At 61.2% G+C, this 12,403-nt stretch carries 14 protein-coding genes; 5 read left to right on the top strand and 9 right to left on the bottom strand.

Annotation, left to right across the window (positions count from 1 at the left end):
- The first annotated feature begins 466 nt into the window (after positions 1–466).
- Entirely contained in the window at positions 467–1,093 is a 627-nt protein-coding gene (locus AC19YR_RS13395) for a response regulator transcription factor (protein WP_095106459.1), read from the top strand.
- Between the two features lie 193 nt (positions 1,094–1,286).
- Here AC19YR_RS13395 and AC19YR_RS13390 read toward each other — a convergent pair whose 3' ends face one another.
- The 8 genes from AC19YR_RS13390 to metG all read right to left on the bottom strand — a co-directional run bounded on the left by AC19YR_RS13390 (position 1,287) and on the right by metG (position 8,327).
- Entirely contained in the window at positions 1,287–1,466 is a 180-nt protein-coding gene (locus AC19YR_RS13390) for a PA3496 family putative envelope integrity protein (protein ID WP_095106462.1), read from the bottom strand.
- 106 nt (positions 1,467–1,572) lie between these two features.
- The gene (gene nth, locus AC19YR_RS13385; RefSeq protein ID WP_095106465.1) at positions 1,573–2,211 is read right to left on the bottom strand and encodes an endonuclease III; all 639 of its coding nucleotides are present in this window, start codon (positions 2,209–2,211) and stop codon (positions 1,573–1,575) included.
- The gene (locus tag AC19YR_RS13380; RefSeq protein WP_500598785.1) at positions 2,208–2,825 is read right to left on the bottom strand and encodes an Rnf-Nqr domain containing protein; all 618 of its coding nucleotides are present in this window, start codon (positions 2,823–2,825) and stop codon (positions 2,208–2,210) included. Before AC19YR_RS13380 ends, nth begins: the two co-directional genes overlap by 4 nt.
- Positions 2,818–3,429 carry an RnfABCDGE type electron transport complex subunit G gene (locus AC19YR_RS13375; protein ID WP_095106469.1) on the bottom strand — a complete coding sequence of 204 codons (612 nt, stop codon included), beginning with the start codon at positions 3,427–3,429 and terminating at the stop codon, positions 2,818–2,820. The genes AC19YR_RS13380 and AC19YR_RS13375 overlap by 8 nt, the downstream gene beginning before the upstream one ends.
- On the bottom strand, positions 3,426–4,415 hold the full coding sequence (locus tag AC19YR_RS13370) for an RnfABCDGE type electron transport complex subunit D (RefSeq protein ID WP_095106471.1): 990 nt from the start codon (positions 4,413–4,415) through the stop codon (positions 3,426–3,428). The genes AC19YR_RS13375 and AC19YR_RS13370 overlap by 4 nt, the downstream gene beginning before the upstream one ends.
- Complete coding sequence (rsxB, locus tag AC19YR_RS13365) at positions 4,402–5,589, bottom strand: electron transport complex subunit RsxB (RefSeq protein ID WP_095106473.1); 1,188 nt, start codon at positions 5,587–5,589, stop codon at positions 4,402–4,404. The genes AC19YR_RS13370 and rsxB overlap by 14 nt, the downstream gene beginning before the upstream one ends.
- The gene (locus AC19YR_RS13360; protein WP_500598783.1) at positions 5,586–6,158 is read right to left on the bottom strand and encodes an Rnf-Nqr domain containing protein; all 573 of its coding nucleotides are present in this window, start codon (positions 6,156–6,158) and stop codon (positions 5,586–5,588) included. The genes rsxB and AC19YR_RS13360 overlap by 4 nt, the downstream gene beginning before the upstream one ends.
- 120 nt (positions 6,159–6,278) lie before the next feature.
- Complete coding sequence (gene metG, locus AC19YR_RS13355; protein WP_095106477.1) at positions 6,279–8,327, bottom strand: methionine--tRNA ligase; 2,049 nt, start codon at positions 8,325–8,327, stop codon at positions 6,279–6,281.
- 172 nt (positions 8,328–8,499) lie between these two features.
- On the opposite strand from metG, the gene apbC reads away from it, so the two are divergent.
- Positions 8,500–9,594 carry an iron-sulfur cluster carrier protein ApbC gene (apbC, locus tag AC19YR_RS13350; RefSeq protein WP_095106479.1) on the top strand — a complete coding sequence of 365 codons (1,095 nt, stop codon included), beginning with the start codon at positions 8,500–8,502 and terminating at the stop codon, positions 9,592–9,594.
- A 51-nt stretch (positions 9,595–9,645) separates the two neighbouring features.
- On the opposite strand, the gene AC19YR_RS13345 is transcribed toward apbC, so the two are convergent.
- Positions 9,646–10,404 (bottom strand): SDR family oxidoreductase, encoded by a 759-nt coding sequence (locus tag AC19YR_RS13345; RefSeq protein ID WP_095106480.1) that lies wholly within the window; start codon positions 10,402–10,404, stop codon positions 9,646–9,648.
- A 160-nt stretch (positions 10,405–10,564) separates the two neighbouring features.
- On the opposite strand from AC19YR_RS13345, the gene AC19YR_RS13340 reads away from it, so the two are divergent.
- From AC19YR_RS13340 to AC19YR_RS13330, 3 genes are all read left to right on the top strand, one after another.
- Entirely contained in the window at positions 10,565–11,296 is a 732-nt protein-coding gene (locus AC19YR_RS13340) for a HugZ family pyridoxamine 5'-phosphate oxidase (RefSeq protein WP_500598781.1), read from the top strand.
- A 66-nt stretch (positions 11,297–11,362) separates the two neighbouring features.
- Positions 11,363–11,839: an FxsA family protein gene (locus tag AC19YR_RS13335; protein WP_095106484.1), complete on the top strand. Its 477-nt coding sequence runs from the start codon at positions 11,363–11,365 to the stop codon at positions 11,837–11,839.
- Between the two features lie 250 nt (positions 11,840–12,089).
- Complete coding sequence (locus AC19YR_RS13330) at positions 12,090–12,383, top strand: co-chaperone GroES (protein WP_019827816.1); 294 nt, start codon at positions 12,090–12,092, stop codon at positions 12,381–12,383.
- Positions 12,384–12,403 lie beyond the last annotated feature (20 nt).

Raw genomic sequence — 12,403 nt, 5'->3', positions numbered from 1 at the left:
CAAACGCTTCGACTTCAAATGCCCGATCGAGGTGATGGGCGAAGTGATGCAAGAAGCCGTGGTGATGCGGCATGATGCTCCCGCTTCAATTCAATAACCGTGTTGCACTCAGATCCTGCAACCGCCCTGTTTTTCTGTCGGTACAGAAAATATGAATTTTTTATGACTATGCCGACTTTGTTAATACTCTGGAACAAAAAGTAATTTGGCGGGTGTTGTGATCGGACTGATTCACGACCGATGCTTGACTCTAACTGATACAAAGTAGCGTGTAACGCAGGCCTGAATACCCGCGATTTAATTTAAAGACACACCATTTTTAATGTTTTTTTGTAGTCCAAATCCGTGATGCTTGTAGGGAAGGTCTCTGGCTGTTAGTGGCCGGGGGGTAGGCCATCCCAAGGGGTAAATGACTAGGCTATTGTGCTGACTCTAAAAATTCGAACAGCGAAAATTGGACTTGCCCATGAATAAAGTGCTGATCGTGGATGATCATCCCGTCATACGTCTTGCTGTACGCATGCTGATGGAGCGCCATGGCTATGAAGTCATTGCGGAAACGGATAATGGCGTTGATGCATTGCAACTTGCCCGCGAGCATATGCCCGATATTGTTATCCTGGATATCGGCATACCCAAGCTCGATGGCTTGGAAGTTATTGCGCGACTTACCTCCACTGCAATGCCTTTCAAGGTGTTGGTACTCACCTCCCAGGCTCCCGGACATTTCTCCATGCGGTGCATGCAGGCCGGAGCCGCGGGCTATGTCTGCAAGCAGCAGGACTTGACGGAGCTGCTCAGCGCCATTAAGGCCGTGCTTTCCGGCTATAGCTATTTCCCCAACCAGGCCTTGCACACGGTGCGTTCGAGCCTTGGCAATGCCAGTGAGGCCGATATGGTCGATCGCTTGTCGGGGCGAGAAATGATGGTGTTGCAACAACTGGCCCGTGGGAAAACCAACAAGGAAATCGCCGACGGGATGTTCCTCAGCAACAAGACCGTTAGCACTTACAAAACCCGCTTGTTGCTCAAGCTCAATGCTCGTTCCCTGGTTGATCTGATTGAGTTGGCGCAACGTAATGGTCTGGTTTGAGGCCAGGTAAGAGCGCGCGACCTGCACCGGTTGTTCGGTAGGGTTCGTGTTATCAGCTTGAAGTGACTGCTCAGGCACTGACAGTTGTGCGCCAGGGGGGGAGTGGCGGCGGGACGTTGGGGTTGAAACGAAGACGGTGCTGAAGGTGCTGCGCAGTTAACAAAAAGCCTCCACTTTGGGAGGCTTTTAAGGTTTAGAGATCAAAGTCGTAATCCGCAAGTTGCCTTTGTAGACGCCGTTCTTCGAGAAGATTGTCGATGGTGCGGCGCTTGCTGAGGTTGGTCTTGGCGACCTCTACCACGGGTTCGGCATCTTCTACTTCGGTGGCGGTGAAGTCGTCGTCTATGTCGGGTTGTTCTTTACCAGCGCTCATCGGTTAACTCCAAGCTTGGGCTGCCGTTGGCGCCCCTTATAGCGACAATCCGCTGGCGGGTAAAAAAGATTTTTTCAATCGATTGATAAGCTAACTCTATGGCAGCTCAATCGTCCGAGTTTTTTTCCTTGTATTCGCACAGGTCTTCGATTCGGCAACTACCACAGCGGGGCTTGCGTGCCTGGCACACGTAGCGCCCGTGCAGGATCAGCCAATGGTGCGAGTCCAGCAGGTACTGTTTGGGCACGAATTTCATCAGTTGTTTTTCCACTTCCACCACGTTCTTGCCCGGCGCCAGGCCGGTGCGGTTGCTGACGCGGAAGATGTGGGTATCGACGGCCATGGTCAACTGGCGAAATGCGGTGTTGAGCACTACATTCGCGGTCTTGCGGCCGACGCCGGGGAGCGCCTCCAGCTCTTCACGGGTTTGGGGCACTTCCCCGCCATGGTGCTCGACCAGCAACCGGCAGGTTTCGATGACGTTCTTGGCCTTGCTGTTGTAGAGGCCGATGGTCTTGATGTAGTGCGACAGCCCTTCGATCCCCAGGGCATGAATAGCGGCTGGGGTGTTGGCCACCGGGAACAGCTTGGCAGTGGCTTTGTTGACGCCCACATCGGTGGATTGGGCAGACAGGATTACCGCAATTAGCAACTCAAACGCTGATGAGTAGGCCAGTTCGGTTTTGGGTTGCGGATTGTCTTCGTGGAATCGACGGAAAATTTCCAGGCGTTTTGCGGCATTCATGGGTAGTCGGATTCCTTGTCTAGACGGTCAGGGCGCGCGCGTCGAGCCCAGGCTTGTCTGGCCGCGATGAGCAGCCCCAGTAGGATGAAACTGCCGGGTGTGAGCGCAAGTAGATGGGGGCTGGCGGCCGTTACCCAGATCCACAGCGCCCCGCAGTCGTCGATCGATCCAGCAAGCCACCCCCAGTGATTGCCCAGCGAGCCGCTGCCGAGCAGTTCGCGCACCGCGCCCAGGAGGAGTAGCAAGCAGGCGGACAGCCCCAACAGGCGCAGCCTATGGCGCAAGGTATCGTGGATGAAGAAACCGTTCATCTCCAACACCACGCATTGCAACCCGATCAACCCAGGGTAAAACCCCAGGCTGTGATGTAGAGGCAAACTGTGCAGTTGCAAGGCCAAGTCGGCACAACCGGTGAAAGTGGCTGCGAGAACGACGCTGGCGGGCAGGCGCAGGCTTTCTGTCAAGCGTGGGCGTAGCCCTCTCATTGCTACGGCATAGGCCACGACGACTGTCAGCAGCATCAGCCCCCAGCTGAGGGCATTGACCAGGCTGCCAGTAACGCCTAGCAGTGGCGCCAGGAGCAGGCTGTTGCGCAGCGTCACGGCGTTAGTCATGGGCGCCCTCGCCAAGCAGTTGGGCTCTGTGCTCGTCGAAGTAGCGCAATGCGTCATGCACGGCGCTGACGGTGGCCCGGGAGGTGAGGGTGGCGCCGGCCAATTGGTCGAACTGGCCGTTGTCTTTCTTCAGGGCCCAGGCCGGCTCGGCCGGGTTGCCAAGGGATTTGCCGGCGAAGCTCGCCAGCCAGGGGTTGGGCGTCAGCGCAATCTGCGCGCCAAGCCCTGGGCTCTCGTTGTGGGCCAGGGGTTTGATGGCCAGCAATTTGCCGTTCGCGCCGATGGCGATCAGCAGCTGGATCGGGCCGCCGTAACCCTGGACCTGGCTGTGCAAAAGGATCGCGCTGGGTCGTGCGGCCCGGGTCGCTCGATACCCGGCCAGCAGCCGACTGGTGGCCAGTTGCGGTTCGGCCAGTGCCAGCGGTTGGTCGAGGGGCTGATTGTCGTAGCTGCCTGGGAGCAGGAGCGAAAGTATTTTCTGGCTTTGCAGGGCTTTTTGCTGGGTGGCGATCAGTGGGGTGGCGAATCGTTGCAGCCACGCAGTGGCCGCGATGCCCGAGCCCGCCAGCAGCAACAGAACCAGTACGCCCCGGGCGCGACTCATGGGGCACTCGCCGGGGCGGGAAAGAGCCGGTCCAGAGCCGGTACGCCCAGGTTCATCAGCAGCACGGCGAAGGCCAGGCCATCGGGATAGCCGCCCCAGGTGCGGATCACGTAGGTGAGGATGCCGACGCCTGCGCCGAAACACAGCCGGGCCTTGGCCGTGCGCGGCCCCGACACTGGCTCGGTGACGATAAAAAACGCGCCCAGCACAGTGGCGCCGCTGAGCCAATGAAACAGCGGCGAGCCGTTGGAGTCCGAGCCTGTGCCGTTCCAGAACAGCAGGCCCATGACGAACAAACCTGCCAGCAGGCCCACCGGCGCATGCCAGGTGATGATCCGTTGTTGCAGCAAAAACGCACCACCGGCCAGGAATCCAAGGTTGGCCCATTCGCTGCCTTTGCCGCCCCAATGGCCGAACGCCGGGTTGCTGGCGAACAATTCATCCACCGTCAGGCTGTTGTTGATACGCAGGCTGTCCAGCACTGTGGCCTGGCTCCAGGCATCGGCCAGCGGCGCACCGAAATCGATGCCGAACACCTGTTGCATTGCTACCGGTAAGCTCACGCTGGCGAGCCCGGGCCACTGCGTCATGGCATGGGGGAAGCACACCAGCACCAGGGCATAGCCCAACATGGCCGGGTTGAACGGGTTTTGGCCGACGCCGCCGTACAGATGCTTGCCAAACAATAAGGCGCAAGCGGTGGCGCTGACCGTCAGCCACCACGGGCAGAAGGCCGGTAGGGCGATTGCCAGCAGGGCGGCGCTGACCAGGGCACTGCCATCGCTCAGCGCAGGCATGACCGCCCGTCGCCGTAGGCGCAGGATTAGCGCTTCGACCGCCACGGCGGTGGATGCGGCCAGCAGTAGGTTGATCGCCAGCCCCCAGCCGTACAGCCACAGCAGCACCGCGAGCCCAGGGATGGTCGCCAGTAGCACTCGCTTCATGGCGTGCTGCAGGCGCGGGTCAGCCGCTTCACGGGGCAACATGGTCTTGCACCTGGCGTTCTGCTTGGGTCAATCGCGCTTGGGCCTGGGCCAGTTGCTCGGCAGAGACGCCGGGTTGGCGTTGCAGTTTGTTCAGGGCGGCGCGGGCGTAGGCCAGTTCGGTTTTCAACTGGCGCAGGTGGCTGTCGATGGGGCGTTTCTCGGTGCGCTGCAACTGCGGCGCGGGGCGGTCATTCTGGTCTTCGGCTTGGTGCAGGGCATGTTCGGCCTGGCCCAGAGTTTCCCGCAACGCTTGCAGGCGCTCGGCGGGTGCGCCGTCGGCCTGGGCTTTTTTCAGTTCGGCACGGCGGGTGGCCAGTTGGATCTTGGCTTTTTTCAGTTCGACGTCCCGCGGTGCAGGGGCGGCGGGCGTGGCCGGTTGTATGTGGGCCAGGGCCAGTTCGGCGGCTTCGAATTGTTGGGCCAGCAGCCTCAGTTGGGTCTGTTGCTCGAAGGTTGGTGGGTGGCCGAAGGCTTTCAGGGTTTTGTGCAACTGTGCGCGGCTCATGGCCAGGTCGATCTTGGCTTTTTTCAACGCGACGTCGGCGGCCACGGCTTTTTGCGCGCGCACCCGTTCAATCGCGGCGTGTATCGGGTTGTCAGGCGTTTCGGCCGTGATGGCGGGACCTTTGGCGCGGGCTTGCTTGCGTTCTTCATCACGGCGCAAACGGGCGTTGCGTTGTTCAAAGCGGCGGCGTGCGTGGTTGCGCTTGGCGCTACGGGCCTGTTGCTCTTGCGGGCTGTGGGCCAGCCCGCCGACGATGGGTACTACGGTGGTCAAGGGCAGCGGCAGCAGGTCGATGCAGTCCACCGGGCAAGGCGCCACGCACAGGTCGCACCCGGTGCACTCGTCGATGATGACCGTGTGCATCAGCTTGGCGGCGCCGACAATCGCGTCCACCGGGCAGGCCTGGATGCACTTGGTGCAACCGATACACTCGGCCTCGCGGATGTACGCTACCTGGGCCGGGGCGCTGCCACGCTCCGGGTCCAGTTGCAGTACTGGCACCTTGAGCAGTTCGGCGAGGGCGGCGATGGTTTCGGCGCCGCCCGGCGGGCACCGGTTGATGGCCTCGCCCTTGGCGATGCCTTCGGCGTAGGGCTTGCACCCGGGGTGGCCGCATTTGCCGCATTGGGTTTGCGGCAGTAGGGCGTCGATACGTTGAATCAGGCTCATGGGTTGAACAGTCCGGTAAAACCGAGAAACGCCACGCCGATCAATCCGGCGCTAATCAGCTCGATCGGCAGGCCACGAAAGGGCAGGGCGATATCGTTGTCGCGGGTGCGCTGGCGTAAATCATCGAACAGGCTTAATACCAGCCAAAAGCCCAAGCCGCCACCCAGGCCCAGCGCCAGTGTTGCGCCGAGCCCGCGCTCTGCCTGGCTGCTCAGCAAACCTGCGCCCAGTATCGCCGCATTGCCCAGCAACAGCGGCCAGAGCCCGGCAAGCGGTAGCCGTGGTAACACCCGCGCCAGCAGCTTCAGTACCGGGCCGATCAGGCCGACGGCCAACGCCAGCCAGACAAACAGGCGCAACCCGGTCAGGCCCAGGGGGTGCAGCAGCCATTCATACAGCAGGTGCCCGAGCAGGGCGTTGCTCAGCATCAGGCAAGTGGTGGCCAGGCCTAGGGCATGGATGCGCAGGCGATCGGCGTCGGCCAGCAGCGTGTCGCTGCCCAGCGGCCAATGCAGGATGAGGTTGTTAATCAGGGCAGCGCTGGCAAGCGTGAACAGGAGGTCGGTCATGGTGGTGCCGGGTTGGGCGAGCGGATTGCCTCAAGCCTAGGGCAAGCGGGCAGGGCCGGCCAGATAAGAAAATCCCACGGCCACCGGCAAGTGGTCGTGGGATCGGGCCTGCGCGGTGCGTTACTTGATGCGCTGGCCTGGCTTGGCGCCGCTATCAGGGCTGAGCAGGTAGATTTCTTCGCCGCCAGGGCCGGCAGCCATCACCATGCCTTCAGAGACGCCGAAGCGCATTTTGCGCGGCTTGAGGTTGGCGATCATCATGGTCAGGCGCCCTTCGAGCTTGGCCGGGTCTGGGTAAGCGCTCTTGATGCCCGAGAACACATTGCGTTGCTCGTCACCGATGTCCAGGGTCAGGCGCAGCAGTTTGTCGGCGCCTTCCACGGCTTCGGCCTTGAGGATCAGGGCCACGCGCAGGTCAACGGCGGCAAAGGCGTCGAAGTCGATCTCGGCAGACAGCGGGTCTTTGGCCAGTTCGCCGTTGCCTTGTGGGGCAGCGCCGGTGTCGGTCTGGCTGGCGACCAGGTCTTCTTTGGACGCATCGGTCATCGCCTGAACCTTTACCGGGTCGATGCGGGTCATCAACGGCTTGAACTCGTTGAGCTGATGGTTGCTCAGCAAGGTGGTGTGGTCGTCCCAGGTCAGCGGCGGCACGTTGAGGAACGCCTCGGCGTCGGCGGCCAGCAGCGGCAGCACAGGTTTGAGGAAGATCACCAGTTGGCGGAACAGGTTGATGCCCAGCGCGCAGATGGCCTGGACTTCATCCTGCTTGCCTTCCTGTTTGTTCAGCGACCACGGCGCTTTGTCGGCGATCCAGGCGTTGGCGCGGTCGGCCAGGGCCATGGTTTCGCGCATGGCGCGGGCAAAGTCGCGGGCTTCATAGGCCTCGGCAATGCTTGGCGCAGCGCTAAGAAAGGCTTCGGTCAGTTCCGGCGCGGCATTGCCTGCCACCAGCACGCCGGCATTGCCCTTGTGGATAAAACCTGCGCAACGGCTGGCGATGTTGACGACCTTGCCCACCAGGTCGGAGTTGACCTTCTGCACGAAGTCTTCGAGGTTCAGGTCCAGGTCGTCCACACCACGGCCCAGCTTGGAGGCGTAGTAGTAGCGCAGGTATTCCGGCGCGAGGTGGTCAAGGTAGGTTCGGGCCTTGATGAAGGTGCCGCGGGACTTGGACATCTTCTGGCCGTTGACGGTCAGGTAGCCGTGCACGTTGATCGCGGTCGGCTTGCGGTAGCCGGCGCCTTCGAGCATGGCGGGCCAGAACAGCGCGTGGAAGTTGACGATGTCCTTGCCGATGAAGTGATACAGCTCGGCGGTGGAGTCCTTGCCCCAGAACGCGTCGAACTCCAGCTCCGGGCGGCGTGCGCAGAGGTTCTTGAAGCTGGCCATGTAGCCGATGGGTGCGTCCAGCCACACGTAGAAGTATTTGCCTGGCTCATCCGGGATCTCGAAACCGAAGTACGGCGCATCGCGGGAGATGTCCCACTGCTGCAGGCCGGCGTCGAGCCACTCAGCGAGCTTGTTGGCCACGGCTTCCTGCAGGGTGCCGCTGCGGGTCCAGGCTTGCAGCATGTCCTGGAAGTCCGGCAGCTTGAAGAAGAAATGCTGGGAGTCCCTGAGCACCGGGGTGGCGCCGGAAATCGCCGATTTCGGGTCCTTGAGGTCAGTGGGTGCGTAAGTGGCGCCGCATTTTTCGCAGTTGTCGCCGTACTGGTCTTCGGTGCCGCATTTGGGGCAGGTGCCCTTGATGAAGCGGTCGGCCAGGAACATTTTCTTTTCCGGGTCGAAATACTGGGTGATCGAGCGCGTGGCAATGTGCCCGGCATCACGCAGCTTGAGGTAGATCTGGCTCGACAGCTCACGGTTTTCTTCGGCGTGAGTGGAGTGGAAATTGTCGAAGTCCACCAGGAAGTCGGCGAAGTCGCCGCTGTGCTCGGCTTGCACGTTGGCGATCAGTTGTTCCGGGGTGATGCCTTCTTTTTCCGCGCGCAACATGATGGCCGAGCCGTGGGCGTCGTCTGCGCAGACGTAGATGCATTGATTGCCGCGTTGCTTCTGGAAGCGCACCCACATGTCGGTCTGGATGTACTCAAGCATGTGGCCAAGGTGGATGGAACCATTGGCATAGGGCAGGGCGCTGGTGACGAGGATCTTGCGTGGCTCGGACATGGGGCTCGGCTACTTGATGAAACGGAGGTCGGCCACTATAAAGCGCCGGCGCAGTTTTTTCACCCTGTCTGCGGCGTTGCGTGGCGGGTGCGGCGCCCGGGCATGTCCGCCATGGCGCTTAAACGGGTAGGATAGCCATCTGATTTTCCCTGTCCCGCTATCGGAGTAACCCATGAGCGCCGTCAATCGCGCAGCGGTGGAAGCCGTCCTTCGCCAATACACCGACCCCTATCTGAACCAGGACCCGGTCAGCGCCGGGTGTGTACGCAGCATCGAGATCGAGGGGGACCGGGTCAGCGTCAAGCTCGAAATCGGCTACGCCGCCGGCCTGTTCAAGAGTGGCTGGGCGCAGTTGCTGCAGTTGGCCATCGAACAACTCGAGGGCGTGCTGACGGCGCGGGTCGAAGTCAACAGCGTGATCGCCGCGCACAAGGCGCAGGCGCAGATCCCGGGCCTAGCCAACGTGAAGAACGTGGTGGCCGTGGCCTCCGGCAAGGGCGGCGTGGGCAAGTCCACCACCGCCGCCAACCTGGCCCTGGCCCTGGCCCGCGAGGGCGCCCGGGTGGGCATTCTCGATGCCGATATTTACGGCCCGAGCCAGGGCATCATGTTCGGCATTGCCGAAGGCACCCGCCCGAAAATCAAGGACCAGAAGTGGTTTGTGCCGATTGAGGCCCATGGTGTCGAAGTGATGTCCATGGCCTTCCTGACCGATGAGAACACGCCCATGGTGTGGCGCGGGCCGATGGTTTCCGGCGCGTTGCTGCAACTGGTGACGCAAACCGCCTGGGGCGACCTGGACTACCTGGTGATCGACATGCCGCCAGGCACCGGCGATATCCAACTGACCCTGGCGCAGAAAGTCCCGGTGGCCGGTGCGGTAATCGTCACCACCCCCCAGGACCTGGCGCTGCTGGATGCGCGCAAAGGCGTGGAAATGTTCCGCAAGGTCCACATCCCGGTACTGGGCGTGGTGGAAAACATGGCCGTGCACATCTGCTCCAATTGCGGGCATGCCGAGCATCTGTTCGGTGAGGGTGGTGGCGAGAAACTGGCCACGCAGTTTGGCGTTGAGCTGTTGGCGTCGTTGCCGCTGTCGATGCTGATCCGCGAGCAGGCCGATGCGGGCAAGCCGACGGTGATTGCCGAGCCGGACAGCCAGATCGCCATGGTCTACCAGGAACTGGCCCGCCAGGTTGGTGCGCGGATTGTGCTGCAGGAAGCCGCATCGCCGGCGATGCCGAACATCACCATCAGCGACGATTGAGATTCAAACCTGTGGGAGCGGGAGTTCGCTCCCACATGAATGTGGCGGCGCCTAGAGGCGCAAGCCGCCATCCAACTCCAGGATGCGCCCGGTGTAGTAGTCGTTTTCGAAGATGTACGCCGCCGAATGGGCGATTTCATCGGGCTTGCCCATGCGCTTGAGGGGGATGCCCGAGGTCATTTTCTCCAGGGCTTCGGGCTTCATGCCCAGGGTCATTTCAGTTTCGATAAAGCCCGGTGCGATGCCGGCCACACGGATGCCGTAGCGTGCCAGTTCCTTGGCCCAGGTCACGGTGGCTGCGGCGACGCCCGCCTTGGCCGCGGAGTAGTTGGTCTGGCCGACGTTGCCGGCGCGGGAGATCGACGAAATGTTGATGATCGCGCCGCTGTTCTTCAGTTCGACCATTTTCGCCGCCACTTCCCGGGTGCACAGGAACACGCCGGTCAGGTTGACGTCGATCACCGCTTGCCATTGGGCCAGGCTCATCTTGGTCATTTCGCCGTCCTTGACCTTGAGCAGCAGGCCATCTCGCAGGATGCCGGCATTGTTAATCAAACCGTGAATCGCACCGAAATCCGCCGCGACTTGAGCGACCATGTGGCCCACCTGTTCTTCGTCGGCAACGTTGCACAGGTAGGCGCGGGCTTGGGCGCCGGCGGCCTGGCACGCCTGGACGGCGTCATCGAGTTTGGCCTGATTCAAATCCACCAAGGCCAGCTTCGCGCCTTTGGCAGCGAAATACTCGGCCATGGCCCGGCCCAAACCCTGGCAACCGCCGGTGATAATGATTACTTTGTCAGTGAGTTGCATTCGCATGCCCCGTTGGCAGGTCTGAGTGGTTTCCTAATCCAGGGCCATCCTGCGTGCCTGTGCGGCTTGGCTGCAGATGAGAATTGCCCTGCTGGCGACACTGGAACCGCTATCCGGTCGCCCGTCCGTTTTCGACGGTTTCTATATAAGGAGTCATAAGTTGAGCGTTGAAGCTGCCAAGCATGCCCGAGAATTGCTGCTCAAGGAATACCGTGGCGCATTGGCCACGCACTCCAAGTCCATGCCTGGTTTTCCCTTTGGTTCGGTGGTGCCTTACTGCCTGGACGAGCAGGGCTGGCCGCTGATTCTTATCAGCCGTATCGCCCAGCACACCCATAACCTGCAAAAAGACCCCAGGTGTTCGCTGCTGGTGGGCGAGCGCGGCGCCGATGACGTACAAGCTGTCGGCCGCCTGACCTACCTGGGCGAGGCACAGAAGCTCGACGACGCGGCCGCCATTGAAGCGGCCGCCGAACGTTATTACCGCTACTTCCCCGACTCGGCGAACTATCACCGGGCCCATGATTTCGACTTCTGGGTACTGAAACCGGTGCGCCATCGCTACATCGGCGGGTTCGGCGCGATTCACTGGGTTGACGACTTGACCCTGGCCAACCCCTTTGCCGGCAAGGCCGAGGTGAGCATGGTCGAGCACATGAACAGCGATCACGCCAAGGCCATCGCCCATTACGTCGAACTGGCCGGGTTGCCGACCGGCGAACCGGCGCAACTGGCGGGCATCGACACCGAAGGTATGCACCTGCGCATTGGCCAGGCCCTGCATTGGTTGCCTTTTGCGCAGTCTTGCAATACGCCGACACAAGTGCGCGAGGCCCTGGTTTTGCTGGCTCATGCCGAGCAATGGCCAAAAAAGGCACAGGCCCAGGCTTGAATTCACGAAACGGCGACGTCATCTAGGTTCTACTTGCAAGGCACTCTTGCGTTGAGGAACCATTTGATGCGCCCTTTTCTATTGCTCTTTCTGCTGTTTCCGGTGCTAGAGCTGTTCGTATTCGTCAAAGTCAGCGCCGCCATCGGCTTCTTCCCGGCGCTGCTGCTGATTATTCTCGGCTCGATGCTCGGCGTGTTCGTGCTGCGCATCGCCGGCCTGGCCACCGCCCTGCGGGCTCGTGAAAGCCTGAACCGCGGTGAGTTGCCTGCCCAGACCATGCTCGAAGGCCTGATGATGGCCCTGGGTGGCGGTCTGTTGATCGTTCCCGGGTTTATCAGCAGCGTGTTTGGCCTGGTGATGCTCCTGCCGATTACCCGCCGGCTGCTGGCCAACAAGATGCGTCAACGCGCCGAGGAACAAGCGATTCGCCAGCGTGCCTTCGCCGACGACCTGCAACCGCGCGGCGGCCCGACGCCCCGTCAACCCCTGGGGCGTGAGCCGACAGTGATCGAAGGCGAATTCGAGCACCGTGACTCCAAGTAATTGCTTCCTGCCCACGGCACCTTCGGGTGCCGTGTGTCATTTTCGTTGCCTGCGGGCAAAAAAAATTCACCTTCCGGCCCTTGTAATCAGCTTCTACGCCCTTATGTAACGGTCACCGCAAGGTTTCTGGTGACGATCACCAGACAGACTTCCGCGGTTCGCTTGCCGAGCCGCACCCGGCACTGCCGGATTTGCTAACCCGCCGGGACTACACCGGCCGCTGAAAACCACAAATTAGGAGAGATCGACAATGAAGCTTCGTCCTCTGCATGACCGCGTCGTTATCCGTCGCAGCGAAGAAGAAAAGAAAACCGCTGGCGGTATCGTTCTGCCAGGTTCGGCTGCTGAAAAAGCCAACAGCGGCGAGATCCTCGCTGTAGGCACCGGCCGAGTACTGGACAACGGTGAAGTACGTGCGCTGGCCGTAAAAGTGGGTGACAAGGTTGTGTTCGGCCCTTACTCCGGCAGCAACACTGTGAAAGTAGACGGCGAAGACCTGCTGGTAATGGCTGAGAACGAGATTCTCGCTGTTATCGAAGGCTGATTCCCCGCTCAATTTCCCGC

This window comes from Pseudomonas sp. MF08817 (assembly GCF_059862705.1).
Note: the sequence above shows the minus strand (reverse complement) of the source record. Positions and strands in the feature narration are given on the sequence as shown.

Bases quoted from the DNA above. Each gene is read 5' to 3' on its own strand.
- AC19YR_RS13395 (WP_095106459.1), top strand. From the start codon at position 467: ATGAATAAAGTGCTGATCGTGGATGATCATCCCGTCATACGTCTTGCT.
- AC19YR_RS13390 (WP_095106462.1), bottom strand. From the start codon at position 1,466: ATGAGCGCTGGTAAAGAACAACCCGACATAGACGACGACTTCACCGCC.
- nth (WP_095106465.1), bottom strand. From the start codon at position 2,211: ATGAATGCCGCAAAACGCCTGGAAATTTTCCGTCGATTCCACGAAGAC.
- AC19YR_RS13380 (WP_500598785.1), bottom strand. From the start codon at position 2,825: ATGACTAACGCCGTGACGCTGCGCAACAGCCTGCTCCTGGCGCCACTG.
- AC19YR_RS13375 (WP_095106469.1), bottom strand. From the start codon at position 3,429: ATGAGTCGCGCCCGGGGCGTACTGGTTCTGTTGCTGCTGGCGGGCTCG.
- AC19YR_RS13370 (WP_095106471.1), bottom strand. From the start codon at position 4,415: ATGTTGCCCCGTGAAGCGGCTGACCCGCGCCTGCAGCACGCCATGAAG.
- rsxB (WP_095106473.1), bottom strand. From the start codon at position 5,589: ATGAGCCTGATTCAACGTATCGACGCCCTACTGCCGCAAACCCAATGC.
- AC19YR_RS13360 (WP_500598783.1), bottom strand. From the start codon at position 6,158: ATGACCGACCTCCTGTTCACGCTTGCCAGCGCTGCCCTGATTAACAAC.
- metG (WP_095106477.1), bottom strand. From the start codon at position 8,327: ATGTCCGAGCCACGCAAGATCCTCGTCACCAGCGCCCTGCCCTATGCC.
- apbC (WP_095106479.1), top strand. From the start codon at position 8,500: ATGAGCGCCGTCAATCGCGCAGCGGTGGAAGCCGTCCTTCGCCAATAC.
- AC19YR_RS13345 (WP_095106480.1), bottom strand. From the start codon at position 10,404: ATGCAACTCACTGACAAAGTAATCATTATCACCGGCGGTTGCCAGGGT.
- AC19YR_RS13335 (WP_095106484.1), top strand. From the start codon at position 11,363: ATGCGCCCTTTTCTATTGCTCTTTCTGCTGTTTCCGGTGCTAGAGCTG.
- AC19YR_RS13330 (WP_019827816.1), top strand. From the start codon at position 12,090: ATGAAGCTTCGTCCTCTGCATGACCGCGTCGTTATCCGTCGCAGCGAA.